21 protein-coding genes and 1 tRNA gene are annotated in these 22620 nt (G+C 68.7%); 10 read left to right on the top strand and 12 right to left on the bottom strand.

The annotated features are described in order from the left end of the window. Window positions 1-42: 42 nt before the first annotated feature. From CLV67_RS05940 to CLV67_RS05930, 3 genes are all read right to left on the bottom strand, one after another. Window positions 43-116: transfer RNA gene (locus CLV67_RS05940), tRNA-Met, on the bottom strand. A 62-nt stretch (window positions 117-178) separates the two neighbouring features. Beyond that, entirely contained in the window at window positions 179-3181 is a 3003-nt protein-coding gene (locus CLV67_RS05935) for a UPF0182 family membrane protein (protein WP_249037933.1), read from the bottom strand. A 105-nt stretch (window positions 3182-3286) separates the two neighbouring features. Beyond that, window positions 3287-4315, bottom strand: a complete 1029-nt coding sequence (locus CLV67_RS05930) for a YlbL family protein (RefSeq protein ID WP_106316119.1) — start codon at window positions 4313-4315, stop codon at window positions 3287-3289. Between the two features lie 90 nt (window positions 4316-4405). Between CLV67_RS05930 and CLV67_RS05925 the strand changes: the two genes are divergently transcribed. Further along, the gene (locus CLV67_RS05925; RefSeq protein ID WP_106316118.1) at window positions 4406-5641 is read left to right on the top strand and encodes a zinc-dependent metalloprotease; all 1236 of its coding nucleotides are present in this window, start codon (window positions 4406-4408) and stop codon (window positions 5639-5641) included. 1 nt (window position 5642) lies between these two features. On the opposite strand, the gene CLV67_RS05920 is transcribed toward CLV67_RS05925, so the two are convergent. Both CLV67_RS05920 and CLV67_RS05915 read right to left on the bottom strand, forming a co-directional pair. After that, a complete protein-coding gene (locus CLV67_RS05920; RefSeq protein WP_106316117.1) occupies window positions 5643-6239 on the bottom strand; it encodes a hypothetical protein in 597 nt (198 codons plus the stop codon). Window positions 6240-6251: 12 nt separating this feature from the next. Beyond that, window positions 6252-6779: a M48 metallopeptidase family protein gene (locus CLV67_RS05915; protein WP_106316116.1), complete on the bottom strand. Its 528-nt coding sequence runs from the start codon at window positions 6777-6779 to the stop codon at window positions 6252-6254. 471 nt (window positions 6780-7250) lie between these two features. Between CLV67_RS05915 and CLV67_RS51695 the strand changes: the two genes are divergently transcribed. From CLV67_RS51695 to CLV67_RS05890, 6 genes are all read left to right on the top strand, one after another. Beyond that, entirely contained in the window at window positions 7251-7412 is a 162-nt protein-coding gene (locus CLV67_RS51695) for a DUF5679 domain-containing protein (RefSeq protein WP_170153756.1), read from the top strand. A 206-nt stretch (window positions 7413-7618) separates the two neighbouring features. Further along, a complete protein-coding gene (locus CLV67_RS05910; RefSeq protein ID WP_106316453.1) occupies window positions 7619-8743 on the top strand; it encodes a hypothetical protein in 1125 nt (374 codons plus the stop codon). A 27-nt stretch (window positions 8744-8770) separates the two neighbouring features. Then, the gene (locus CLV67_RS05905) at window positions 8771-10117 is read left to right on the top strand and encodes an ABC1 kinase family protein (protein ID WP_106316115.1); all 1347 of its coding nucleotides are present in this window, start codon (window positions 8771-8773) and stop codon (window positions 10115-10117) included. A 211-nt stretch (window positions 10118-10328) separates the two neighbouring features. Then, window positions 10329-10706: a hypothetical protein gene (locus tag CLV67_RS05900; protein WP_106316114.1), complete on the top strand. Its 378-nt coding sequence runs from the start codon at window positions 10329-10331 to the stop codon at window positions 10704-10706. Further along, window positions 10703-11659 (top strand): hypothetical protein, encoded by a 957-nt coding sequence (locus CLV67_RS05895; RefSeq protein WP_106316113.1) that lies wholly within the window; start codon window positions 10703-10705, stop codon window positions 11657-11659. Before CLV67_RS05900 ends, CLV67_RS05895 begins: the two co-directional genes overlap by 4 nt. Further along, complete coding sequence (locus tag CLV67_RS05890) at window positions 11656-12489, top strand: hypothetical protein (protein WP_106316112.1); 834 nt, start codon at window positions 11656-11658, stop codon at window positions 12487-12489. Before CLV67_RS05895 ends, CLV67_RS05890 begins: the two co-directional genes overlap by 4 nt. Before the next feature lie 284 nt (window positions 12490-12773). On the opposite strand, the gene CLV67_RS05880 is transcribed toward CLV67_RS05890, so the two are convergent. The 3 genes from CLV67_RS05880 to CLV67_RS05870 all read right to left on the bottom strand — a co-directional run bounded on the left by CLV67_RS05880 (window position 12774) and on the right by CLV67_RS05870 (window position 15882). Continuing rightward, on the bottom strand, window positions 12774-13136 hold the full coding sequence (locus CLV67_RS05880; RefSeq protein WP_106316110.1) for a WhiB family transcriptional regulator: 363 nt from the start codon (window positions 13134-13136) through the stop codon (window positions 12774-12776). Between the two features lie 144 nt (window positions 13137-13280). Continuing rightward, window positions 13281-13616, bottom strand: a complete 336-nt coding sequence (locus tag CLV67_RS05875; RefSeq protein ID WP_106316109.1) for a hypothetical protein — start codon at window positions 13614-13616, stop codon at window positions 13281-13283. A 118-nt stretch (window positions 13617-13734) separates the two neighbouring features. Next, a complete protein-coding gene (locus CLV67_RS05870) occupies window positions 13735-15882 on the bottom strand; it encodes an ATP-dependent DNA helicase UvrD2 (RefSeq protein WP_106316108.1) in 2148 nt (715 codons plus the stop codon). An 83-nt stretch (window positions 15883-15965) separates the two neighbouring features. On the opposite strand from CLV67_RS05870, the gene CLV67_RS05865 reads away from it, so the two are divergent. After that, window positions 15966-16208, top strand: coding sequence for a mycoredoxin (locus CLV67_RS05865; RefSeq protein ID WP_106316107.1), 243 nt, complete (start codon window positions 15966-15968; stop codon window positions 16206-16208). Window positions 16209-16247: 39 nt separating this feature from the next. On the opposite strand, the gene CLV67_RS05860 is transcribed toward CLV67_RS05865, so the two are convergent. The 4 genes from CLV67_RS05860 to CLV67_RS05845 are packed head-to-tail and all read right to left on the bottom strand — an operon-like array spanning window position 16248 to window position 20804. Further along, window positions 16248-17129 (bottom strand): phytanoyl-CoA dioxygenase family protein, encoded by an 882-nt coding sequence (locus tag CLV67_RS05860; RefSeq protein WP_106316106.1) that lies wholly within the window; start codon window positions 17127-17129, stop codon window positions 16248-16250. Window positions 17130-17188: 59 nt separating this feature from the next. Then, a complete protein-coding gene (gene nudC, locus CLV67_RS05855; RefSeq protein ID WP_106316452.1) occupies window positions 17189-18142 on the bottom strand; it encodes an NAD(+) diphosphatase in 954 nt (317 codons plus the stop codon). A 41-nt stretch (window positions 18143-18183) separates the two neighbouring features. Continuing rightward, window positions 18184-19500 carry a M16 family metallopeptidase gene (locus tag CLV67_RS05850; RefSeq protein WP_106316105.1) on the bottom strand — a complete coding sequence of 439 codons (1317 nt, stop codon included), beginning with the start codon at window positions 19498-19500 and terminating at the stop codon, window positions 18184-18186. After that, the gene (locus CLV67_RS05845) at window positions 19497-20804 is read right to left on the bottom strand and encodes a M16 family metallopeptidase (RefSeq protein WP_106316104.1); all 1308 of its coding nucleotides are present in this window, start codon (window positions 20802-20804) and stop codon (window positions 19497-19499) included. The genes CLV67_RS05850 and CLV67_RS05845 overlap by 4 nt, the downstream gene beginning before the upstream one ends. A gap of 279 nt (window positions 20805-21083) precedes the next feature. Here CLV67_RS05845 and CLV67_RS05840 point away from each other — a divergent pair, with 279 nt between their 5' ends. Together CLV67_RS05840 and CLV67_RS05835 are read left to right on the top strand one after the other, a co-directional pair. Next, a complete protein-coding gene (locus tag CLV67_RS05840) occupies window positions 21084-21497 on the top strand; it encodes an RrF2 family transcriptional regulator (protein ID WP_106316103.1) in 414 nt (137 codons plus the stop codon). A gap of 8 nt (window positions 21498-21505) precedes the next feature. Further along, the gene (locus CLV67_RS05835; RefSeq protein WP_106316451.1) at window positions 21506-22585 is read left to right on the top strand and encodes an ABC transporter substrate-binding protein; all 1080 of its coding nucleotides are present in this window, start codon (window positions 21506-21508) and stop codon (window positions 22583-22585) included. Window positions 22586-22620 lie beyond the last annotated feature (35 nt).

The following is a 22620-nucleotide window of genomic DNA, read 5'->3' as shown; positions in this document are numbered from 1 at the left end:
CCTACGTCCGCGTTCTCCGCGGACATAGACCCTCTGCACTCGTAGCGGGGACAGGATTTGAACCTGCGACCTCTGGGTTATGAGCCCAGCGAGCTACCGAGCTGCTCCACCCCGCGTCGGTAGCTAAACCCTAGCGCATCGTCTCCGGGGGCCGCGAAACGACCCCCGGAGACGATCGTCACCCGCTTGGAGTGGGTGACGGGTTTGTCGATGTGGCGGTGGCCGGTGTACTCGTGCCGGCCGCCTGCTGGGCCGCCTGGAAGCGGTTGATCGCGTCGTCCAGGGCCTTCAGTGCCGCGCCCTGCTTGACGAAGTCACCGGCCTGCTGGGCTGCCTTGAGGTCGGCGATCGCCTTGTCGACTGCGGCCGCCGCCTGGGACAGCTCGGGCGTGATCTGGGTGGGCGGCTGGTTGGCCGGCGGTGTGGTGGTGGCGCCCGCACTGGGTGTGGGGCCGGGATCGGTCGTACCGCCGGGGTCGGTGGTTCCGGTGTTGGGTGGCGCGTTGCTCTTGCCGAGAGCGGCCAGGGCTTCCAGGCCCTTCTGCAGGTTGTCCTCGAGGACGACGTAACGGCCGTCGCCGTACGACATCAGGACCTTCTGCAGCAGTGGTGCGGCGTTGGCCTGGCTGCTCCGCACGTACACCGGTTCGACGTACAGGATGTCGCCGCCCAGTGGCAGTGAGATCAGGTTGCCGTACAGGACCGACGCCTGGCCTCCTCGGTTCAGCAGTGTCAGCTGCTGGGAGATGTTGGAGGCGTTGACCATCTGTTGATGGACCTGGACCGGGCCTGGCACCACCTTGCCGTCGGGTAGCTCGAAGATCTCGAGTCGCGGCTGTCCGGCGACGTAGGAGCCGGAGACCAGGGCCGCCATGTTCTCCCGGTTGAGCGGGGTGACGCCGGCGGTGAGCTGGAACCGGGTCTCGTTCTGGTCGGGCAGCTTGACGTTGAGGTAGTACGGCGGCTGGTATCCGCTCTGCGGTGAGTCCGGCGCGTTCGGCACCTGCCAGAAGTCCTCGCCGGAGAAGAACGTCCGCGCGTCGGTGACGTGGAACCTGGTGAGCAGGTTGCGCTGCACCTTGAACATGTCGGCCGGGTAGCGGAAGTGGTCGGCGAGCGACTGCGGGATCTGGTCCTTCGGAACGATCAGGTCGCCGCCGAAGGACTTGTTCCACGCCTTGAGGACCGGGTCCTTGTCGTCGAACTCGTAGAGCGTCACGGTGCCGTCGTAGGCGTCGACGGTCGCCTTGACCGAGTTGCGCATGTAGTTGACGTCGTCACGGGCCAGGGCGAACGACCCGGTGCCGGTGAGTTCGTCCTTGGTCTCGGTGGCCAGGTTGATCCTCTGGGCGTACGGGTACGTCTTCGCGGTCGTGTAGCCGTCGAGGATCCACTTGATGCGTCCGTCGACGACGGCCGGGTACGGGTCCCCGTCGACGGTGAGGAACGGTGCGACCTTCGCGACGCGCTCCCGCGGCTCACGGATGTACATGAGCTTGGAGTTCGCGTTGACGGCGTCGGAGAGCAGGAAGTTGCTCTCGGTGTTCTTGATGGCGAAGACCATCCGGCGGAAGAACGACCCGATCTCGACGCCGCCCTCACCCGAGTACGTGTAGTAGACCTCGCCGCCCTGGGTGCTCTGGTCCTGCGGCCGGTCGAACTCGACGTTCTTGCCGGAGTCGACCTGGCCGACGATCGCGTACTCGGTGGACTTCTCGCCGTAGTAGATCCGTGGCTGCTCCGCCTCGAGTGCCGCGGTCGGCGTGATGCAGTCGCCGGTGTTCTCGGCCCCCTGGTTGCCGATCAGACCAGAGGCGAAGTACGGCAGGCCGGTGCCGCAGAACTCGTTGGCCGGCGCCGCCACCAGGCCGTAGCCGTGCGTGTAGACGGTGTGCCGGTTGAGCCAGTTGCGCTGCAGGGCGGTCAGCTTGCTGTCGTCGATCTCCCGGGCGCCGACCACGTAGTCCTGGGTCTTTCCGTCGACGGTGTACCGGTCGACGTCGAGCTTGTCACCGAAGTCGTAGAAGCCTCTCGACTGCTGCGACTGGGTGAACGCCTGAGAGACGATTTGAGGATCGATCAGCCGTACGTTCTGCGCGCTGGTGTCGCTCGGCAGTGTCTCCGGTGGCCGGCCGCTGCTCGATGGCAGTTGCGTGACCTCGGTGTTCTCCAGCGCGAACGCCGTACGCGTACTCTCGATCGATCGCTCTATGTATTTCTGTTCCTTGTCCAGGAGGCTCGGCTTGACCTGGAAGTTCTGCACGGCCAGCGGGTAGATGCCGCCGATCGCCACGGCCGAGATCGCCAGCAGTGCCAGCGAGACGCCCGGCCAGACCAGGTTCCGCATCACCGCGTTGGAGAACACGATGATCGCGATCGCCACCACCACGGAGATGTAGGCGAGGATCTCCTTGGCCGGGAGCAGGGCGTTCACGTCGGTGTAGCCGGCGCCGTACAGCCCCGGGGACACGTGCTGCTCCAGCAGCAGCGCCCGCCGGTCCAGGACATATGCGACCGCCTTGAGCAGCACGAAGATCGCGACCAGCGTGGTCAGGTGGGCGCGGGCCGCGGTGGTCATCCGGTCGCCGACGCCCTGCAGGCGCACACCGCCGAAGATGTAGTGCACCGCGAGCGAGCCGATCACCGACAGCACCACGGCGGTGAAGGCGAGACCGAGCAGGTAACGCCAGAGCGGGTACTCGAAGATGTAGAAGGAGATATCCACGTTGAACTCGGGGTCCTTGACCCCGAAGTCGCCACCGTTGCGGAACAGCATCCAGTCGCCCCACCGGCTCTGGGCGGAGAGACCCGCGAAGAATCCGATGACGAGACCGGTCACGGTGATCCAGGTGCCCAGGCGGGGCGCCAGGATCATCCGGTAGCGCTCCAGGGTGACCTGTTCATTGGAATGCGGGCGCAGCAGCGGCCGCAGGCGGTATGCCAGGTAGAGGTTTCCGGCGACGATCAGCGTCATCACCGCACCGACCACGAGGAACAGGACGAGCCGGGTGACGAGCACTCCGGAGAAGACGCTGGTCTTCTTTACCTCGTCGAACCACAGGTAGTCGGTGTACGCGTCGATACCCCAACCCAGCAGCGTGAATAGAATGAAGACCCCGACCAGGACGCCGACGGTGACGCGACCGCGCCGGCTCATCCTCGGCAGAGGACTGTTACGCATGACCAACGTTGGCTCCACAGTTCGTCTGGCCGGTGTTTCACCTTACGATGTCGCATCCAGCTTCAATACGCGGGAGAACTGTCCCGTCACTACCGGCTCCGTGCATCACGACGCCGAGCATGGCTTCGGTGTGCCGCCGGCGGTGAACGTCTTGAGTGCGGTGAGCGCGTCGTCCACCGTGGCCACCTCTGCCATGGGCAGACCGGACCGGGCGTTGCGAAGCGCCTCCGCGCAGTTGTCCTTCGGTACCAGGAAGAGCTGAGCTCCGGCTTTCTGAGCTCCGACCAGCTTCTGCGGGATGCCTCCGATCGGGCCGACCTTGCCGTCGTCGTCGATCGTGCCGGTGCCCGCGATGATCTTTCCGCCGGTGAGGTCCTCGGGACGCATCTTGTCGATGATGCCGAGCGCGAACATGAGCCCCGCGCTCGGGCCGCCGATCTTGTCGAGGTCGATCTCGATCTCGAACGGATGCGGCTGCTTGGTGTCGATCTCGATACCGATCCGCGGAGTGCCGTCCTTCGCGTCGGCCTTCGAGGTGATCTGAGCGGTGCCGGCCTTGCCGGCCCGCTCGTAAGCCACGGTCAGGGTCGTACCCGCGGGCTTGGCCCGGATCGTCTCGGTGATCTGGCCCGGGTCGGTGATCGGCGTCCCGTCGACGGCCGTGATGATGTCGTCGACCTGGAGCACGCCCTCGGCGGCGCCGCCGCTCGTGACCTTGCGCACGTAAACCCGCACCGGATAGCCCAGCTCCCGCAGCGCGACCGTCTCGGCGCTGGTCTGCGAGGCCTTCCACTCCTGTGCGTTCTGCTCCTGGACCTGCTGCTCGCTGCGGTCCGGTGGATAGATCAGTTCGCGGGGCACCACCGCGTCCGAGTCGCTCAGCCAGCCCCGGATCGCCCACACCAGTTCCACCTGCGACTGGACGTTGACCGTGGTGAGTCGCAGCTGGCCGGCCGACTTCGAGGTCTCGCCCTTGGTGACCTGGATTACCTCGGTGCCGTTCTCCGTGCCGAGGGTGTCGACGGTGGGGCCTGGCTTGAGCACCACGTAGGGCATCGGTGCGACCATGACACCGGCTGCCAGCAGGGCGGTGATCAGGGCGCCGAGGATGACGGTGACACCGCGACGTCTCATGCGCGTGAGCGTACCCACCTCGTCTGAGTTCTCTCTGAGCTGATACCTCCCTCCGTCCGCTACGGGCTTTTCGCGCGTACCGTTGGGGTCGTGCCTGATATCCCGTTCGGCTTCTCCCTGCCGGGCGCTCAGCCGCCCGACCCCTCCGACCCGCAGCAGATGCAGCAGTTCATGGCGCAGCTGCAGCAGATGTTCGCCGCGCCCGGCAGCGGCCCGGTCAACTGGGACCTGGCCCGCCAGGTCGCCGCCAGCCAGCTCTCGGCGACAGGCGACCCAGCGGTGAACATGCTGGAGCGCCACCAGGTCGAGGAGGCGCTGCGCCTCGCCGACCTCTGGCTCGACCCGGTGACCGCGCTTCCCAGTGGTATCCGCAAGTCCGTCGCGTGGAACCGCAACGAGTGGATCTACAACACGCTCGACGTGTGGAAGAAACTGTGCGAGCCGATCGCGGGCCGCATGGTCGGCGCCATGGGCGACCTGGTGCCCGAGGAGGCCCGCCTCCAGCTCGGCCCGATGCAGTCGATGGTCGCCACGCTCGGCGGCGCGCTCTTCGGCGGTCAGCTCGGGCAGGCGTTCGGCCAGCTCGCCGCCGAGGTGCTCTCGGCCGGCGACATCGGGCTTCCGCTCGGTCCGGCCGGCACGGCCGCGCTGGTCCCCTCCAACATCAAGGCGTACGGCTCCGGCCTCGAGCTGCCGGAGGACCAGGTCCGGCTGTATGTGGCTCTGCGCGAGGCGGCCCACCAGCGACTCTTCGGCCACGTCCCGTGGCTGCGCGCGCACGTGCTGAGCGCGGTCGAGGCGTACGCGAACGGCATCACGGTCAACCGGGAGGCGATCGAGGAGGCGATGAGCCGCGTCGACCCGACCGACCCGGAGTCGATGCAGGCGATGGCGCTCGAGGGCATCTTCACGCCCGAGGACACCCCGCAGCAGAAAGCCGGTCTGGCCCGGCTGGAGACGGCGCTCGCGCTGATCGAGGGCTGGGTCGGCCAAGTGGTCGACGCCGCAGCCGGGGACCGGTTGCCGTCGGTGGTGCCGCTCGGTGAGGCGTTCCGCCGCCGCCGGGCCGCGGGCGGTCCGGCTGAGCAGACCTTCGCCGCCCTGGTCGGCCTGGAGCTGCGGCCACGCCGCCTGCGCGAGGCCGGCGCGCTGTGGACCGCCGTCACCGAGCACCGGGGCATTCCGGGCCGGGACGCGCTGTGGGACCACCCCGACCTGCTGCCCACCGACGAGGACTTCGCCGACCCCGAGGTCTTCGCCCGCACCCGTACGGACTGGGACATCAGCGAGCTCGACAACCTGGGCGAAGGCCCGAAAGAGGACTGACCTATCCGCCGAGGAGGGCTCGGGTGTTCTCCCAGCCCTCCAGGGCGGGGTCCAGCGTGGCCAGATCCGCCGGGCCGCGCAGGCGCCGCCACTGCGGGGTCGAGGTGACCTCGCCGGGGGCGGGCGCCGCTTTGCGCAGCGACTGGGCCGACGCGGTGTCCAGGTCGTGGTCGATCAGCCACTCCGGCGCGGGCAGACTGGTGGCGACACCGAAGAGCCCTCCGGAGGGTCCTCCGGGCGACACGGCCACGGATTTGCCCTCGAGGGGCCGCAGGAGCTTTCCCAGAGTCATTCCGGGTACGTCTGGCGCGTCGGCCGCGATCACGGCCGCCTGATCGAACCCGTCGGCCGCGGTAGCCGCCAGCACGGGGAGGACTGTGGGCGCGGGCACCTCATAGATCCGCGTGCCGGGCCAGACGATCTCCTCGGCCAGTGACCGATCCTCGGGCGTCGTGGCGATCGCGGCCTCGGCCTGGGCCAGGCGGGCGAGCAGGTCGACCACGTCCTCGGCCATGGCGGCGCGCCAGGCCGCGAGACCGACTCCCGGCGGGCTCCACCGGACCGGGACCAGCATCACCACAACGACCCGCCGAGTCACGGGCCGAGCCTACTATTCGGCCATCACCATGCCGGCCGCCGAGACGCCCTCGAGGTAGCCTCGGGCGCGTTCGGCCTTGGGGAAGCGGTTGACCAGGTCCCAGAAGCGCGCGTTGTGGCTGGGCACGACGAGATGGGCCAGTTCGTGCAGAAGCACGTAGTCGATGACCCAGTCGGGCATCTCCTGGATCCGGTGCGAGATCCGGATGGTCGCGTCGTCCGGTGTGCAGGAGCCCCAGCGCCCGTTCTGGTTCGTCACCCACCGTACGCTGGCCGGGACCACGCGGTCGGCGTGATCGGCCAGGTAGCGGTCGGTCAGGCGGCGGGCGCGAGCCAGCAGCTCGGCGTCGGTGCACCGCAGTCGTTCCTCGCGGGCCGCTAAGCGCGCGAGCATGCGCTCGACCCACTCCGTCTCCTCCGCGCGGGAGAAGCGGTCCGGGATGAGCACCACGACTCGCTCGCCGTCGCGATACGCGGACACCGTCCGTCGCCGGCGCTGGCTGCGCCGCACTTCCACGACAGGCTTGCGCACGCGGGCCATTACCGGCTCGCGCGGCCCAGATTCGGGTTCACGTTGAGACGCTAATCCGCCGCACCCCTGTCACCGCAAGAGTACGGACAATGACGGTCGCGGAATATGCGCACTTCGCCCGCATATACCCGAAAAAATTTTGCCCACCGGCAACATCGGCGACTTCCGTCAACCTAGACCATCGTCGACCCACGCGACCAACCGGCTTTCATGTCCGTTTTATGCCTTTACGATGGGAATCGTCGGCGTGTCCCGGCAAAACTGGCAAAAAAGGGACGGACTACCGGCACACTCACGTCGTCGGCGACAGCGCCGACGCTGCGCTGACATGGAACCGCCCTGACCTGGGTAAGTGAGCGGCCCGGACGGGTGGCCACATCCACGTGGCCGCAAAGCGGTCCAGCGCCGCAGAGAGGTTCGCGCCCGCCGCCGCGAACGAGGCACCGGGCCGGGCGGCCGACGATACGACGAGGAGGAACCGTGGCCGACAACACCTACAACGGCTACTGCGTCAAGTGCAAGGAGAAGCGCGACTTCCAGGGTGAGGTTGCCGTCTCCAAGACTGGCATGAACATGGCAAAGGGCAAGTGCCCCGTCTGCGGGACGACGATGAACCGGATCCTGGGTAAGGCCAAGGCATGACAAAGATCCGGGGAGGACGGCCCGTCGGGTCGTCCTCCCCGGCGGCCCAGCCGTAACCCGTATTCACTCAGACACGTTGAGTCAACGGGAGTCCCACCAGCCCCTGTGGATAACTCCCCCAAAGCTGTGGACAACCCGCGCCACGGCGATGGGGGCCTGTGGATAACATCATCGTTCCGCATCTTCGCAGTGACACCCTGTCACTCATGAATCGGACACCCCTCCCGCGGCCCACCCTCATCCCCGGCCTGCCGCGCTTCTGGCGCGGTCCCGGCGAGCTGCAACTAGGGCTCGATCCCGCGCACGCCGTGGTCCTCGAGTTACCCGACAGACGCGCCGCCGGGGTCCTCGACCTGCTCGACGGCCGGCACTCCGAGCGCGCCGTCCTGACCAGGGCCGCCGAGTTCGGCATGCCCGCCGCCGAGGCCCTGACACTGCTCGAGCTGCTGCACTCGGTGGGTCTGGTGCTGCCGTCCCCGGCTCTGCTGCCGCCCGCCCTGCCTGCCGTCACACGGCACCGTCTCACCTGCGAGGCGGCCGCGTTGGCCCTCGGCTCGGCGGGTCCTCCGAAACGCGAACGCACCGGTCCGTCGCCGGCGCGCATCCTGCGCCACCGCCGAGCGGCCCGGGTCGTTGTCAGCGGCCACGGCAGGCTCGGCGCCACCATCGCGGTCGCCCTCGCCGAGGCCGGCGTCGGTCACGTGCATCCCGACCTGTCCGGTGCTGTCGGAGCGGCCGAGCTCACCGGTTCCCCGCTCCAGCCGGAAGACGTCGGCACACCACGGCGGGCCGCCGTCGAGGCGGCGATACTCCGGACCGCACCCGGCACCGTGGTGCACCCGCTTCGCCGTACCCCCGCGTCCTTGATCGTGCAATTGGCCCACGACGAGCCGCCCGGCCTTCTCGCCGCCGGACACGCCGCGCGGCGTCAGCCGCATCTCGCCGCCGCCGTCCGCGACGGCGTCGCGGTGATCGGCCCGCTGGTGCCCGCCACCGGCGCCCCCTGCCTGAACTGCCTTCACCTGCACCGGCGCGAGCGCGGCGGCGGCTGGGCCGGCATGTCGGCACCGGTCCCCGGCGGCGCCGAGCCCTGCGCCGTCGCCACACTGCTCGCCGCCACCGCCTACGCCACCGGCGAGGCTCTCGCCTTCCTGGACGGCGCCACACCGGAGACGCTCGGCACCGCCGTGGAGATCTCGGCGCCCGGCCGATTCCGCCGCCGGACCTGGACACCGCATCCCGCTTGCGGCTGTCAGAGGCGTCGGCGGGGGCCAACCTTCACCGGACCTTCACCGCATAACCACCAAACCACCTTGCAGCGGGCCGGATGAGGGCTAGCCGTCGGTAACAATGATCTGGTGACGGACATACCGCGCCGCGCCGCATCCCGGACAGCAAAGCTCGCCGCACTACCGCTCGGCTTCGCCGGGCGCGCCGCTCTGGGCCTGGGCAAGCGGGCCGTCGGCATAGCCTCCGACGTCATCTCCGCCGACATCCAGCAGCGCACCGCCGAGCAGCTCTTCAGCGTGCTCGGGCAGCTCAAGGGCGGAGCGATGAAATTCGGTCAGGCCCTGTCGGTGTTCGAGGCGGCCCTGCCCGACGAGATGGCCGGGCCGTACCGCCAGGCGCTGACCAAGCTCCAGGAGGCGGCGCCGCCGATGCCGGTGGCGAACGTGCACAAGGCGCTCGCCGAGCAGCTGGGGCCGGACTGGCGGGACAGGTTCGCCGAGTTCGACGACAGCCCGGCTGCCGCGGCCAGCATCGGTCAGGTGCACCGGGCCGTCTGGAAACTGCCGCCGGCCCGCCGCAACGCAAAGCCGAAACTGCTCCGGGTGGCCGTCAAGGTGCAGTATCCGGGCGCAGGCGACGCCCTGGTCGCCGACCTGAAACAGCTGTCCCGGCTGGCCGGCATGTTCAAGATCATCCAGCCCGGCATCGATGTGAAGCCGCTGATCGCCGAGCTTCGTGACCGGATCGTCGAGGAACTCGACTACGAGATGGAGGCGGAGACCCAGCGCGCGTTCGCCGCCGCCTACCAGGACGACCCGGAGATCTACGTGCCCCGGGTGGTGGCCTCCGCCCCACAGATCCTGGTCACCGAGTGGGTCGACGGCACCCCGCTGTCCGCCGTGATCGCCGACGGCACGAGGGAGGAGCGCGACGAGGCCGGCCGCCTGATGGCGATCCTGCACTTCTCCGCGCCCAGCCGGGCCGGCCTGCTGCACGCCGACCCGCACCCCGGCAACTTCCGGATCCTGCCCGACGGCCGGCTCGGCGTCATCGACTTCGGCGCGGTCGCCCGCCTGCCCGAGGGGCATCCGGAGCCGATCGGACGCCTCGTGAGGCTGGCCCTGAACGGGGAGGCACAGGCGGTCGTCGACGGCCTGCGCGAGGAGGGTTTCGTCAAGGCCACCGACGACCTGGACGCCCAGGCCCTGCTCGACTTCCTCCTGCCGATGATCGAACCGGTCGCGGTCGACCGATTCCGCTTCACCCGAGCGTGGATCCGCAACGAGGCCGGCCGCCTGGCCAATCCACGCGGCCCGGCGTACGCCCTGAGCCGCAAACTCAACCTGCCACCGTCCTACCTGCTCATCCACCGGGTGACGCTCGGGTCGATCGGCGTGCTGTCCCAGCTGGAGGCTGAGGCGTCGTACCGCGAGATCCTGGAGAAATGGCTGCCGGGCTTCGCCCCCGTCCCCTGAAGCCCCCGTCCCCTGAAGCCCCCATCCCCGAAGCCCTCAACTCCTGAAGTCCCGTCCCTGAAGCCCTCGCCCCAGCATCCGGCACGACCAGGCGGCATGTCCCCGGCCGGTGCGACCAGTCGGGAGCTTGACTGAACGCCGCCGCGACTGATGGCGTATTCCATCACGACGATGAACTGATGTTGATCAATGTCGTGAAGGCGGGTGCGTCATGGGCAGCACGGGCACGGAACTCGCGGCGGACTGCGTCGATCTGTGGAAGGCCGGCGAGTACGAACTCAAGCCGCTCGTTGCCCACTATCGCCAGGTGATCGATCTGATCGCCGGCGCCGAGTCCGGGATGAGCCACCTTTGGCGTCACGAAAGCCTCGGTGGCAGTTTCGGGCCTGTCCGCGATGTCTGGGAGCGAGTGGCGGAAGTCGCGATTCAGGCGCTGCGCGAATCGGCGGAAAACCTCGACGCGACAGCCGACGTGCTGACCATGGCATCCGAGGAGTACCTCGTCACCGACGCGGTCGCGGCCAGAGAATTCGAGAAGCTTAAATCCGCCGCGGTAGCCGGCCGAGCAGGCGGCGAGCAGCCCCGATGAGTTATCCCGAGCTCGCCGAGCATTCCGTGACATTCGAGGCACTCGCCATCCAGGCGTCCCTGCAGGCTCAGGGTTTCCGGAAATCCGGTAGCGGATGGGATCCGCCGTTCGGCACGGAGGACGGTGCCGACCTGATCGTGGCGGCGGCCCACCGCCGCTACTCCGGCATCGCGCAGATGTTCACCCCATTCTTCGGGCTCCCGGACCCGAACGATCTGCGCGAGTTGCATCTGAGGCTGACGCAGGCACAGGGCAAGCTATCCACCGGCAAGGGCGGCCTCATGGACCCGGCAACCGGGGCGATGATCATCGAAGACCAGGTCATGAATGGCATGACCGCGGTCGGTGCTGCTCTTCAGGATTGGCGTGGTGTCGCGGCCGAGGAGTTCAAGAGCAAGTTTCTGAAGCCGTGGCCCGCGGTCGCCGCCAATCAGTTCACGTTGCTCGCGGTCCTGGCCGGCGCGGTGAAGGCCGAGATAGCACTGTGGACCGAGGCCCGTAAGAATGTCGACGAGATCGCCCACCTGGCAATCACGGCGATGCAGGGAACCGGCAAGGTCGATCCTAAGATGCAGGTCTTCGCTCTCACCGTAGCCGCTTCCGTGTTCAGCGTCGGAGCGGCTGCCATCGCCACGACAGCCGCCGCCACTTCTCTGACTCTGACCGTGGCCGGCGCTGCGGCGCAGGCCGCGGGAGCCGTGCCCCGTGAAGACGCTCCCAAGCTGGCAATCGACGGCGGCACCGCCCACGAGGTGGTCGATCAGACGCAGAGGGCGCTCAACGCGCTGGCCCTGGAGATCCACGCGAAGGAAACCGAGATCGCCTACGGCCTCGCGATGTCCCTGCTCATCGTGGTCTCCAACAGGGACATGTTCACCGCCCCGCGGCCCTGGCTGGCTGATCACACCGCAACAACCGTCACTACCGATCGCGGACTGGGAGAGAATCTGTGAACGGCGTACTTCACAGGAAGTGGCTCCTGGCCGGATTGATCGTCGTCGTGCTGGTCGCCGGTGTCGTTCTGGTGCTTCGGAGCAGCCAGGCACCGACTTCCGGTACATCCTCGTGCCGGCTCGCCACACCCGGATCAGCGGAGCCGGTCGGTGGCACCTCGGGAATCGAGGTCGTCGAACAGGGACACAGCCGCGTGGTGGGTGAGACTCCGTGGGTGAGCATGGGCGCCGTCCTGCGGAACACGACCGGGCGGGTCGCCTACCGCACCGAGGTGACGCTTGATGCCCTGGGCGCCGACGGCCGCGCTGTCATCTGGGCTGATCACGAGGTCGCCGAGACACAGGTGGTCCCCGTCATCCCGCCGGGCGGCAGCGTAGCCGTGGGCAATTCGCTCGCTTTGAGCGAGGAGTTTCAGGATGGCCGGATCTCAGTAAGAGTAACGATCCGTATCGGTCAGTGGCTCGATGCGGGAGACGGTGCAGACGGGCTGGGCGGGGTCAAGGCCACCCTCGTCGCTGGAAGCGGGAAACGTTCATCGGATGGCCTGGGCTCGGTGGCCTATCTCGCGGAATCGCCGCACTGTGCGGCGATGACGTCGCGCGGTGTAGCCATGGTGTTCCGGTCCGATACCGGCAAGATCGTCGGTGGAACTTTGAACAACGGTCCCGAACTCTATGTCTGTGAGCCAGGACGACACGAGGTCACCAGCGCGAACACCGGACAGCCGGGAGTACCGGCCGATGCCGATCTGGATCGAACCGCAATCACGGTCTACTGCGACTTCGACCGGCCTCGGCACCCACCGGTTTCCGGGGCGCCGTACAACTGAGGTCCGGCAGAAGGAACGGCCCGTCCGCATCGGCGGACGGGCCGTTTCTCATCGTTGGTGGTTGTCAGAGTCCGGCGCCGAGTTCACGGGAGGTCCGGGTGCGGGCCTCCATCGTGATGCGGCGGGCGGAGCGGTAAGCCTCAGGTGCACGGTCACGCTGAGGCCGAGGCATTCGAGCCCTCGACAACGCCTCTTGGATGAGTCTCATCTTGGTGTCTCCGTTCGAAGTCATCTCGGTACTCGGCTTTCGGTTTTCGATCTCGGTCACGGGGAGGGTGTACATGTCATGCAGCCAGTCGAACCGAGTTGCGGGACTCGAGGCCGTTGGCGGCGAGGCGCTCTTCCACCTCGACAGCCAGCTCGGCGTCACGAGCGACGTCGACCTTCCGCGGACGGCCACGCGGCCGCTTGCGGGCGACGACGGCGCCGCGCTCGAAGATCTCGCCACCCCAGACACCCCAGGGCTCCGCGCGGTCGACCGCACCGGCCAGGCACTCAGCGCGCAGCGGGCAGTCGCCGCAGAGCGACTTGGCCAGCTCCAGCTGGGCCGGGGAGTCGGAGAACCACAGGTCCGGGTCGAACTTCCGACAGGGCAGGTTTGCCTCGAGGTCGACGTTCATGTCGATCGGGGCCAGCGCCAGACTCATAAAGCCCGGTCACCTCTCTCTTCTCTCGATCTTCTGGATCGCAGTTCGGGTCTTGCATCCGGCCGGTTTGACCGGAAAAAGATTTGAGGCCGCGGATCCCGGTTAGGGGTTCCGCGGCCTCGAGGTGAGCCGGAGGTCTGTTTGTCAGACCGGCCTTCCTCGAGGCGGGACACCGCTGCCACCATCCGTGTAGCGCTTGCTGGAGATGGTGCTGTTGCTGCCCTTGAAGCCAGTGGTCCCGTTGATTCCTTCGACGCGCACCAGAGCGGCCTTGCCCAGCTCGGACTGGATCTGGACCTGGTGCACCCGCGGAGCCGGAGCGAACATCGCCATGTTCGGCAGTGCCCGGACAAGCTCGACCTGGGTCCGCTCAGCGGCCGACCACGCCAACGGGGCGACGTTGGTGGGCAGCAGAACGGGCAGAGCGCAGGCAGCGGTCAGCGGCATCGACGGAGCCGTCTTCGTGATGTCGAGCTTCATGTTTGCCACCTCCTCCGTTGAACTGCACTCGTAGTCGAACCCAGCCGAACCCACTGCTCGCCTAGGTGTGCAATGAGGCTATGCCGCCCCTACACGGGAGGGCAAACGAATTAACGGACTAGTTTTCAAAGTTTTTCGACGCAAGATCATCGGGGCTCGCTCCGGCCACCAGAGCGAAGACCGCGTCGCCGTACTGGCCCAGCTTCCGGGGGCCGATCCCGGCGATCGCGAGCAGCTGTGCGGGGTCCGACGGGCGCCGTTCCGCGACGGCCACCAGGGTGGCGTCGGTGAATACGACGTACGCAGGGACTTTGAGCTCCGCGGCGGTGCTGGCGCGCCACCTCTGGAGGCGCTCGTGGAGCTCCTCGTCCAGGTCGGACGGGCAGGTCGGGCAGCGGCCCAGCTTGCGGTCGGCGCCGGCCAGCAGGGTGGCGCCGCAGATTCGGCAAGACGCCACCTGGGGACGACGACGGTCGGGTTTCCGACCCGGTTCCGTGACGCGCGTCTCCGAGGCGCGTACCGACCCGTCGCGGGTGAGCTGCGGCAGGAAGCGGCACGGACGGCGGGTACGGCCACCGGAGGCGCGGGACTGGCCGTACGAGAGCCACAGCACCTGCCGGGCGCGGGTCACACCGACGTAGAGCAGCCGGCGCTCCTCCTCCAACTGCTCGGCCGTCTTCGCGTACGTCGTGGGAAGTGTGCCGTCGGCGAGGCCCACCAGGAAGACCGCGTCCCACTCCAGGCCCTTGGCCGAGTGCAGCGAGGCCAGGGTGACACCGGCCATGGTCGGCGCGTGCTGCTGCTCGGCGCGGCGGGCGAGTTCGTCGTTGAAGGCGGCGAGCGAGACGTCCCGCTGGACGCGGCCCGCATCGCCGATCGGCAGGAGCTCGGGTGACGCCGCATGCTCCTCGGCCAGGGCCACCAGGGCGGCCAGCGCCTCCCACTGTTCCCGCGCGGCACCACCGGGCGGCGGCTGGGAGCGGCTCCAGCCCCTCGCGGCGAGCGCCTCCACCACCGCCTCGACCAGCGGCGTCTCACCGGGGGTGGACCGGACCGCGGCGCGTAGCGCGATCATCGCCTGGCGTACCTCGGCCCGTTCGAAGAACCGCTCGGCGCCGCGCACCACGTAGGGCACCCCGGCGTCGGCCAGCGCCTCCTCGTACGTCTCGGATTGCGCATTGGTCCGGAAGAGGACCGCTATCTCGCTCGCCGGTGTGCCGGCGGCCAGCAGCTCCTTGCACCGCCGTGCGACCGCCAGCGCCTCGCCGTGCTCGTCCGGGAAGATCTTGAGTTCCGGCTCCGGTCCGGACGGCCGCTGGCCGACCAGTGCCAGGCGCAGTCTCGCCTCGGTGCCGCGGGCCTGCGAGATCACCGCGTTGGCGAGGCCGACCACCTGCGGCGTGGAGCGGTAGTCGCGGACCAGCCGGACCACGACGGCGTCACGGCGCTGCCGCGGGAAATCGATGAGGTACGCCGAGGTCGCGCCGGTGAACGAGTAGATGGTCTGACTCGCGTCGCCCACCACGGTGAGGTCGTCCCGGCCGCCCAGCCAGGCCTCGAGCAGCCGCTGCTGGAGCGGGTTGACGTCCTGGTACTCGTCGACGACGAAGTGGCGGTACTGGGCGCGGATCTGGTCGGCGACGTCGGAGTGCTCCTCGATGCCCCAGACAGCGGCGCGCAGCATGTCCTCGAAGTCGATCACGCCCTGCCGGCGTTTGAGCGATTCGTAGGCGGCGAAGATCTCGGAGACCCGGGCCGGTTCGTACGGCGGCTCGCGTAACGCCTTGGCGGCGGCCACCACGTACTCCCCCGGCTCGACCAGGGACGACTTCGCCCACTCGATCTCGCTCGCCAGGTCGCGTGCGGCGGTACGGTCGGCACGTACCCCCACCCGCGCGGCCGCCAGGCCGACCATGCGCGCCTTGCTCTCCATCAGCTCGGGCATCTGCCGGCCCTCGAGCAGGCGCGGCGCGAAGTAACGCACCTGGCGCAGAGCGGCCGCGTGGAAGGTCCGGGCCTGCACCCCGCCGGCGCCGAGCGAGGTGAGCCGGGCGCGCATCTCGGCGGCGGCCCGCGCTGTGAAGGTGACCGCGAGCACGTGGCGCGGGCTGATCTCGCCGGAGATCGTCCGGTACGCGATCCGGTGGGTGATCGCCCTCGTCTTGCCGGTACCCGCCCCGGCCAGGATGCACACCGGACCGGCGGGCGCGGTCACCGCAGTCCGCTGTTCCGGGTCGAGCCCGGTCAGCACCCCTTCAGTCCGCACGGTAGGGAATCATGACACCCCGAGGGGGTGTTGTGCTTGTCAGCCGCACCGCCGTGTGACCTGTATCGAAGGAGCCCTGACCGATGCTGACCATGTACTCGACGTCCTGGTGTGGGTACTGCCACCGCCTGAAGTCGCAGCTCGACCGGGAGGGCATCGCCTACGACGTCGTCGACATCGAGCAGGACGAGGCCTCGGCCGCGTTCGTGCGCAGCGTGAACGGCGGTAACCAGACGGTCCCCACCCTGAAGTTCGCCGACGGCTCGGCGCTGACCAACCCGTCGATCGTCCAGGTCAAGCAGCACCTCGCCGCCATCGCGGCCTGAGTTTTATGGGAGGGCCGTCGGGCCCTCCCATAAACACACCTACGGAATGAGCGCCGGGATGCTCGAGTCGAGCAGGCCCCGCTCCTTGAGCGCGCCGTACAGCGGCGTGGTCTCCGGGTAGTGACCCCACTGGTGGTCACCGTCACCGTTGCCAAAGCCGCCGAGCAGCTGCTTCTGCACCTCGTTGAGGCCCGCCCACTCCGGCCGGTTGGGCAGGTCGGCGTTCTCGTCGCGCATGGCGATCCAGCGCGGGGTGTAACCGAAGAAGGCGCCGACACGGGTGATGTCGGAGTAGTTGTCCGACCGGGCGTGCCAGATGCGACGGTCGAAGACGACCAGGTCGCCGGCGTTCGCCGTGATCTGGGTCGCGCCCTCGGGCTGCGGCCACGGGACGCCACGGCTCGGCGGGCCGGGCAGCCAGTTGGTCTTGTGGCTGCCGGGCAGGACGGTGAAGTTGCCCCGGCCGGTCTCGCTCACGTCGGAGAACCAGTACGCCAGCTTGACCGACAGCATCGGCCGCGGGTCGGTCTCGATCTCACGGTTCTGGCGGCCACCGTCCTGGTGCCAGTGCCACCACTCCTTCTGCTGCTCGTGCAGCTTCGGGTGCACATCGATGTGCGAGTGGTAGATGTGCAGGTTCCATCCGAGCAGCGACCAGATGTACTTGAAAGCCTTGGGGTGGTCGATCAGGAAGGCCAGCTCGGGCACGTGCGCGATCGGCGACAGCTGGTGCAGGGCACCGGTCGCGCTCAGCTTGCCCTCGGACTTCTGCTTCTCGTAGTACCCCAGGATCGCGGCCCGGCCGGCCTCGATCTCGCTCTCACTCAGCACCGACGGCACGACGATGTAGCCGTCGCGGTCGAACGCCTCCCGCTCCTCCGCGGTCATCGGCGTCCACGCCGGCGCCTCCACCTGAGTCATCAGGTACCCCTCTCGTCCTTTGAGAGGAAGACGCCGCAGCCCCTCGAATCGGTTGCTTCCTAACCAGAAATTTTTTCTTGATCTTCGAGCAGCCACTTCTCGATCAGGTAGAACGCGATCGAGGAGTTCATCGCCACCGTCTGTGAACCCTCGCCGAAGAACATCTTCGCGATCTCCTCGCGGGTGAACCAGTGCGCCTCGTCGATCTCTTCCGGGTCCAGGGTCAGCGCCTGCGCCGGGTCGGCGACGCCGAAGAATCCGAGCATCAGGGAGCCGGGGTACGGCCAGGACTGGCTCCCCTCGTACCGGACCTCGGAAAGATCGACGCCCACCTCCTCGTGCACCTCGCGGGCGACGGCCGCCTCGACCGACTCGCCGGCCTCGACGAACCCGGCCAGGCAGGAGAAGCGCCGGCTGCCGTCCGGCCTGGCGGGCCAGCCCGCGTTGTGGCCGAGCAGGCAGCGCCCGTTCGGGCCGGGCACACCGTCGTGCACCAGGATGATCATCGCGGGGTCGGTCCGCGGCCACATCATCACGCCGTCCGGGTCGACACGCGCCCAGCCGGCCTCGATGGTGGTGGTCGGCTTCCCGGTGCGCGGCGAGAACAGATGGCTGCGGTGCCAGTTGCCGAGGGCGACCGCCGTGGTCAGCAGACCGGTGTCGCGGGCGTCGAGCAGGTGACCGACAGCGCGCAGATCACCGGTCCGGGTCTCCCCGTCGCCTTCGAGCGGGGCGTCGACGGCCCAGTACGGGGTGCCGTCCGGACCCAGCCCGAGGAACCAGCGCTCGGCCTCCGGCGCCTCCGACGGCGGCACCAGGATCAATGCGGTGCCGCCGTCGGGGCGTTCGGTGACCAGGGCACGGCCGCCCTTGGCCAGGTCCACGATCAGGACCTGGCCACGTTCCCAGGCGGCGGCGAGCCAGACCTCGTCGCGGCGGTGCTCGGCCGCACGGTCGAGGGTGGTACGGGCGAGCGGAGGAGCGCTCGGTGGTTCGGCCGCACGGTCGAGGATGGTACGGGCGAGCGGAGGAGCGCTCGGTGGTTCGGAGCCGGTCACGCTGCGCTGCGCTCCACGAGGGTCAGGGCGGAGAGCTGCGACTCGATGCGCTCGGCGTCGCCGAGGACCACGGTCACGGCCCGGGACGGTGCGAGGTACTTCGAGGCCGCCGCGGCGACCTCCTCGCGGGTGGCCGCCGACAGCGCGGCCGAGTACTCCCTCAGGTGTTCGAGCCGCAGCCCGAATCCGGCGTACACGCTGGCCAGACCGGCGAGCCCGGCCTGCGTCGACATGCCGAGCCGGAGCGTGCCGAGGGCGTAGCGCCGGGCCTGTTCCAGTTCCTCCTCGCCGGGCGGAAGGCTGGCGATGCGGCCCAGTTCGTACACCGTCTCGAGCAGCGACGGGCCGGTCACCTCGGTGGCCACCTCGGCGGTGGCGACCAGGGCGGAGCCCGCGACGTAGTGCTCGATCGACGAGTACGAGCCGTACGTGTAGCCCTTGTCCTCGCGGATGTTCTCCGTCCAGCGGGACGAGAAGTAGCCGCCGAACACCAGGTTGGCCAGGTTGAGGGCGGCGTAGTCGGGATCGGTGCGGGTGAGCGCGGGCAGCGCCATCCGCAGCGAGGACTGCACCGCGCCGGGCCGGTCGACGAGGAGCAGCGGACCGGGCGTCAGCGCCGGGGTGCCGGGCAGGCTCCCGTTCGGGGAACTGCCGGTCCAGCCGCCGAGGACCTTCTCCGCGGTGTCGATGGCCTGGTCCGGGTCGATGTCGCCGACCAGCACCAGCACCGCGCCCTCGGGACGGACCCGGGAGGCGTGCAGCTCGCGCAGCGGGTCCGGCGTCAGGTCGCGGATGTCCTCCGGACCGGGCGTCTGGACGGCGTACGGATGATCGCCGTACATCCGCTTGAGCAGCGCCACCCGGGCCAGGTGCGCCGGCTGGCTCAGGGCGACCTGGATGTGGTCGACGAGCCGGTCTCGCTCGGTGGACACCTCCTCGACCGGGTACGTGGCGTCGGTCAGCACCGAGGCGAGCAGCTCCAGCGTCCGGTCGAGCCCGTCGGCGAGCGCGTTGCCGCTGATCAGCAGACGGTCCGGGTCGAGCCCGGCGGCCAGGCTGCCGCCCACCGCCTGCAGCTCGGCGGCGATGTCGATGCTGTTCATACCGCTGGTGCCGGTGAACAGCGCCTGGGAGAGCAGGGTGGCCTGGGCCAGCGGGGCCCGCGCGAACGGGATGCGCAGCCGCACCTCGACCAGCGGCACCGCCGAGCGGCGGATCGCGATCACGGTGAGGCCGTTGGGCAGTCTGCGCTCGCTCTCCCGCGGCAGGTTCAGCTCGGCGTCCGGCACCAGATCGGGCAGGGGTTTGGTCACGAGGATGCTCCCGGGATCACTTCGACGGATGCGCGGCGCTCCGGCCGCAGGGTGGACGCGGCGGCGGAGATCTGCTCCGGACGGACCTCGCTGATCAGCTTGGGCAGGTCGTTGAGCAGGCCCGGGCGGCCGCGCTGCAGTTCCAGGACGGCCATCGGCTGGGCCCGGCCGAGCACGTCGTCGGTGCCGTGCAGGGCGCGGGTTCCCATCCGGGCCTGGGTCCGGTCCAGCTCACCGGGCTTGAGGCCGTCGGTGGCCAGCCGGTCGAGCTCCTCGTCGATGGTCCGGAGCACCTTGTCGGCGTCCCCGCCGGGTGGGAGGTGCGCCTGCAGCAGAAGGGCGGTCGGGTTGCGTACCAGATATTCGTCGCCCATGAAGCCGAGGTAGCCGCCCATCGTGGTGGCGGTGCGGTCACGCTGCACCAGCCGCTCGACCAGGCGGGACGCGTCACCGTCGGTGAGCACCTCGGCGAGCACCACGTACGGCAGATAGTCCTCGAAGGTGCCGATCGGGTCGGGCACACGCCATCCGGCGGCCACGGCCGGGAGCGGGGCGATCCGATCGGTGTACGACTCGCGCCGCTCGGCGGTCAGGTCGGGCTCGTCGAAGTCGGGCAGCGTGGGGGCGGGCCGCGCCTGGACGTCACCGAAGTGCCGCTCGATCATCGCGGTGGCCTCGGCCACGTCGAAGTCGCCGGCGACCGACAGCACCGCGTTGCCGCAGGCGTAGTAACGGTCGAAGAAGCCTTGCGCGTCCTCGACGGTCGCGCTCTCCAGGTCCTCGAAGGAGCCGTAGCCGTCGTGCGCGTTGGCGAACGTCTCGAACATCACCGGGGGCAGCTTCAGCCACGGGAACCCGCCGTACGGCCGGTTCAGCACGTTGACCCGGATCTCCTCCTTGACCACGTCGACCTGGTTGCGCAGGTTCTCCTCGGTCAGGCGGGGGCCGCGCATGCGGTCGGCCTCGAGGAACAGCGCGCGCTCCAGGCCGCCGGATGGGAGGACCTCGAAGTAGTCGGTGTAGTCGAGGTGGGTGGAGCCGTTGAAACTGCCGCCGGCGCCCTGCACGTGGCGAAAGTGCGCCAGTTTCTCCAGGTTCTCCGAGCCCTGGAACATCAGGTGCTCGAAGAGGTGGGCGAAACCGGTACGGCCTTCCGGCTCACTGCGGATGCCGACGTCGTAGACGACTGCCACACCGACGACCGGGGCGCTGCGATCCGGGGAGAGGACCACGCGCAGACCATTGCCGAGGGTGAACCGCTCGACCGGGTATTTCGTCGCGGGGATCTTGATTTTGGGCGCCACGGTACGAATCTAGCGGACACACATCCGTAGTCGAGTGGCGACGGCGAGTAAATACATCAATATCCGTTCGCGATCTTCCGCCGCGAATCGGACGAGTGTCACCCCCGTCACTCCGACGGCGGACAGCGGGCAAGAATCGCCCCGATGCCCGCCGGTATGCCGGATTCCCAGAAGGCGGACCGGGGTTGACGCACCAAACCCACATGCTCCAGTATTCCCATCCAACAGATAGGTTAACCGAAGTATTGACCGGAAGTATCCGCGGGAGGGCAGCGCGTCGTGTACGTCTCGGCTCGAACGGACTACGCCGTACGCGCGATGCTGGCGGTCACCGCCGAGCACCCACGCCTGGTCAAAGCCGCCGGACTGGCGGCCGCCCAGGACATCCCGCTCAGTTTTCTGCAGGGAATCCTGCTCGATCTGCGCCGCGCCGGGCTGCTGCACAGCCATCGCGGAGTGGACGGCGGGTACGCCTTGGCCCGCCCGGCGGAGGAGATCACCGTCGGCGACGTGGTCCGCGCCGTCGGGGGCGCCCTCACCACGGTCCGGGGACTGCCCACGTCCACGGCGACGTATCACGGCGCCGCGACGGCGCTGCACGACGTGTGGGTCGCCGTCGAGGCCGCCATCGAGGGTGTCGTCGACCACAAGACCCTGGCCGAACTCTCCAGCATCTCAGTGAAACGAAATTAGGAGTGAGCATGAGCTCCCGCACCATACGTGCGCTCGCCCTCGCCACGGCCGCCCTGGTCACCTCGACCGCCCTGGCCGCCTGCGGCTCCGACGAGCCGGAGAAGACCGCCGCCGAGGCGGCCTCCGGCAACGCTCCCGAAGCCACCACCCTCAAGCTGGGCTACTTCCCGAACATCACCCACGCGCCGGCTCTGGTCGGTGTGAACAAGGGCCTGTTCAAGGAGAAGCTGGGTAGCACCAACCTCGAGGCGACCACCTTCAACGCCGGCCCGGCCGCGATCGAGGCGCTGCTCTCCGGCGCGATCGACGCCACCTACATCGGCCCGAACCCGGCGATCAACGGCTGGTCCAAGTCCAAGGGCGAGGCGCTGAAGATCGTCGCCGGCAGCACCTCGGGCGGCGCCGGCCTGGTCGTCAAGGAGGGCATCAACAGCCCGGCCGACCTCAAGGGCAAGAAGATCGCCACCCCGCAGCTGGGCAACACCCAGGACGTCGCGCTGCGCGCCTGGCTGAAGTCGAACGGCCTCAACGCCGACACCAGCGGCGGCGGCGACGTCTCGATCCTGCCGCAGGACAACGCGACCGCCGTCCAGGCCTTCGCGCAGGGCACCATCGACGGCGCCTGGGTGCCGGAGCCCAACTACAGCAAGCTGATCCTCGAGTCCAAGGCCAAGGTCCTGGTCGACGAGAAGACGCTGTGGCCGAACCAGGAGTTCGTCACCACCCACCTGATCGTCAGCCAGAAGTTCCTCAAGGAGTACCCCGGCACGGTCAAGAAGCTGATCGAGGGCCACATCGCCTCGGTCGAGTACATCAAGGCCAACGACGCCGAGGCGCAGAAGGCCGCGAACGCCCAGATCGAGACCCTCACCAGCAAGCCGCTGAAGGAGGAGATCCTCAAGGCCGCGTTCGCGAACCTGAAGTTCACCTACGACCCGATCGCGCCCTCGCTCTACACCAGCGCCAAGCACGCCGAGGAGGTCGGCCTGCTCGACCCGGTGGACCTCAAGGGCATCTACGACCTGACCCTGCTGAACGAGCTGCTGAAGGCCAAGGGTCTGGCCGAGGTCAGCGACGCCGCGGCCTGATCCGGGCTTACCCATTGAAAAAGATCTAAACCTCA

This window comes from Actinoplanes italicus (assembly GCF_003001815.1).
Lineage (GTDB): Bacteria > Actinomycetota > Actinomycetes > Mycobacteriales > Micromonosporaceae > Actinoplanes > Actinoplanes italicus.
Note: the sequence above shows the minus strand (reverse complement) of the source record. Positions and strands in the feature narration are given on the sequence as shown.

Excerpts from the sequence above, each read along its gene's own strand:
- CLV67_RS05935 (WP_249037933.1), bottom strand. The coding sequence starts at position 3,181 with ATGCGTAACAGTCCTCTGCCGAGGATGAGCCGGCGCGGTCGCGTCACC.
- CLV67_RS05930 (WP_106316119.1), bottom strand. The coding sequence starts at position 4,315 with ATGAGACGTCGCGGTGTCACCGTCATCCTCGGCGCCCTGATCACCGCC.
- CLV67_RS05915 (WP_106316116.1), bottom strand. The coding sequence starts at position 6,779 with ATGGCCCGCGTGCGCAAGCCTGTCGTGGAAGTGCGGCGCAGCCAGCGC.
- CLV67_RS05910 (WP_106316453.1), top strand. The coding sequence starts at position 7,619 with ATGAATCGGACACCCCTCCCGCGGCCCACCCTCATCCCCGGCCTGCCG.
- CLV67_RS05900 (WP_106316114.1), top strand. The coding sequence starts at position 10,329 with ATGGGCAGCACGGGCACGGAACTCGCGGCGGACTGCGTCGATCTGTGG.
- CLV67_RS05895 (WP_106316113.1), top strand. The coding sequence starts at position 10,703 with ATGAGTTATCCCGAGCTCGCCGAGCATTCCGTGACATTCGAGGCACTC.
- CLV67_RS05880 (WP_106316110.1), bottom strand. The coding sequence starts at position 13,136 with ATGAGTCTGGCGCTGGCCCCGATCGACATGAACGTCGACCTCGAGGCA.
- CLV67_RS05875 (WP_106316109.1), bottom strand. The coding sequence starts at position 13,616 with ATGAAGCTCGACATCACGAAGACGGCTCCGTCGATGCCGCTGACCGCT.
- CLV67_RS05865 (WP_106316107.1), top strand. The coding sequence starts at position 15,966 with ATGCTGACCATGTACTCGACGTCCTGGTGTGGGTACTGCCACCGCCTG.
- CLV67_RS05860 (WP_106316106.1), bottom strand. The coding sequence starts at position 17,129 with ATGACTCAGGTGGAGGCGCCGGCGTGGACGCCGATGACCGCGGAGGAG.
- CLV67_RS05835 (WP_106316451.1), top strand. The coding sequence starts at position 21,506 with ATGAGCTCCCGCACCATACGTGCGCTCGCCCTCGCCACGGCCGCCCTG.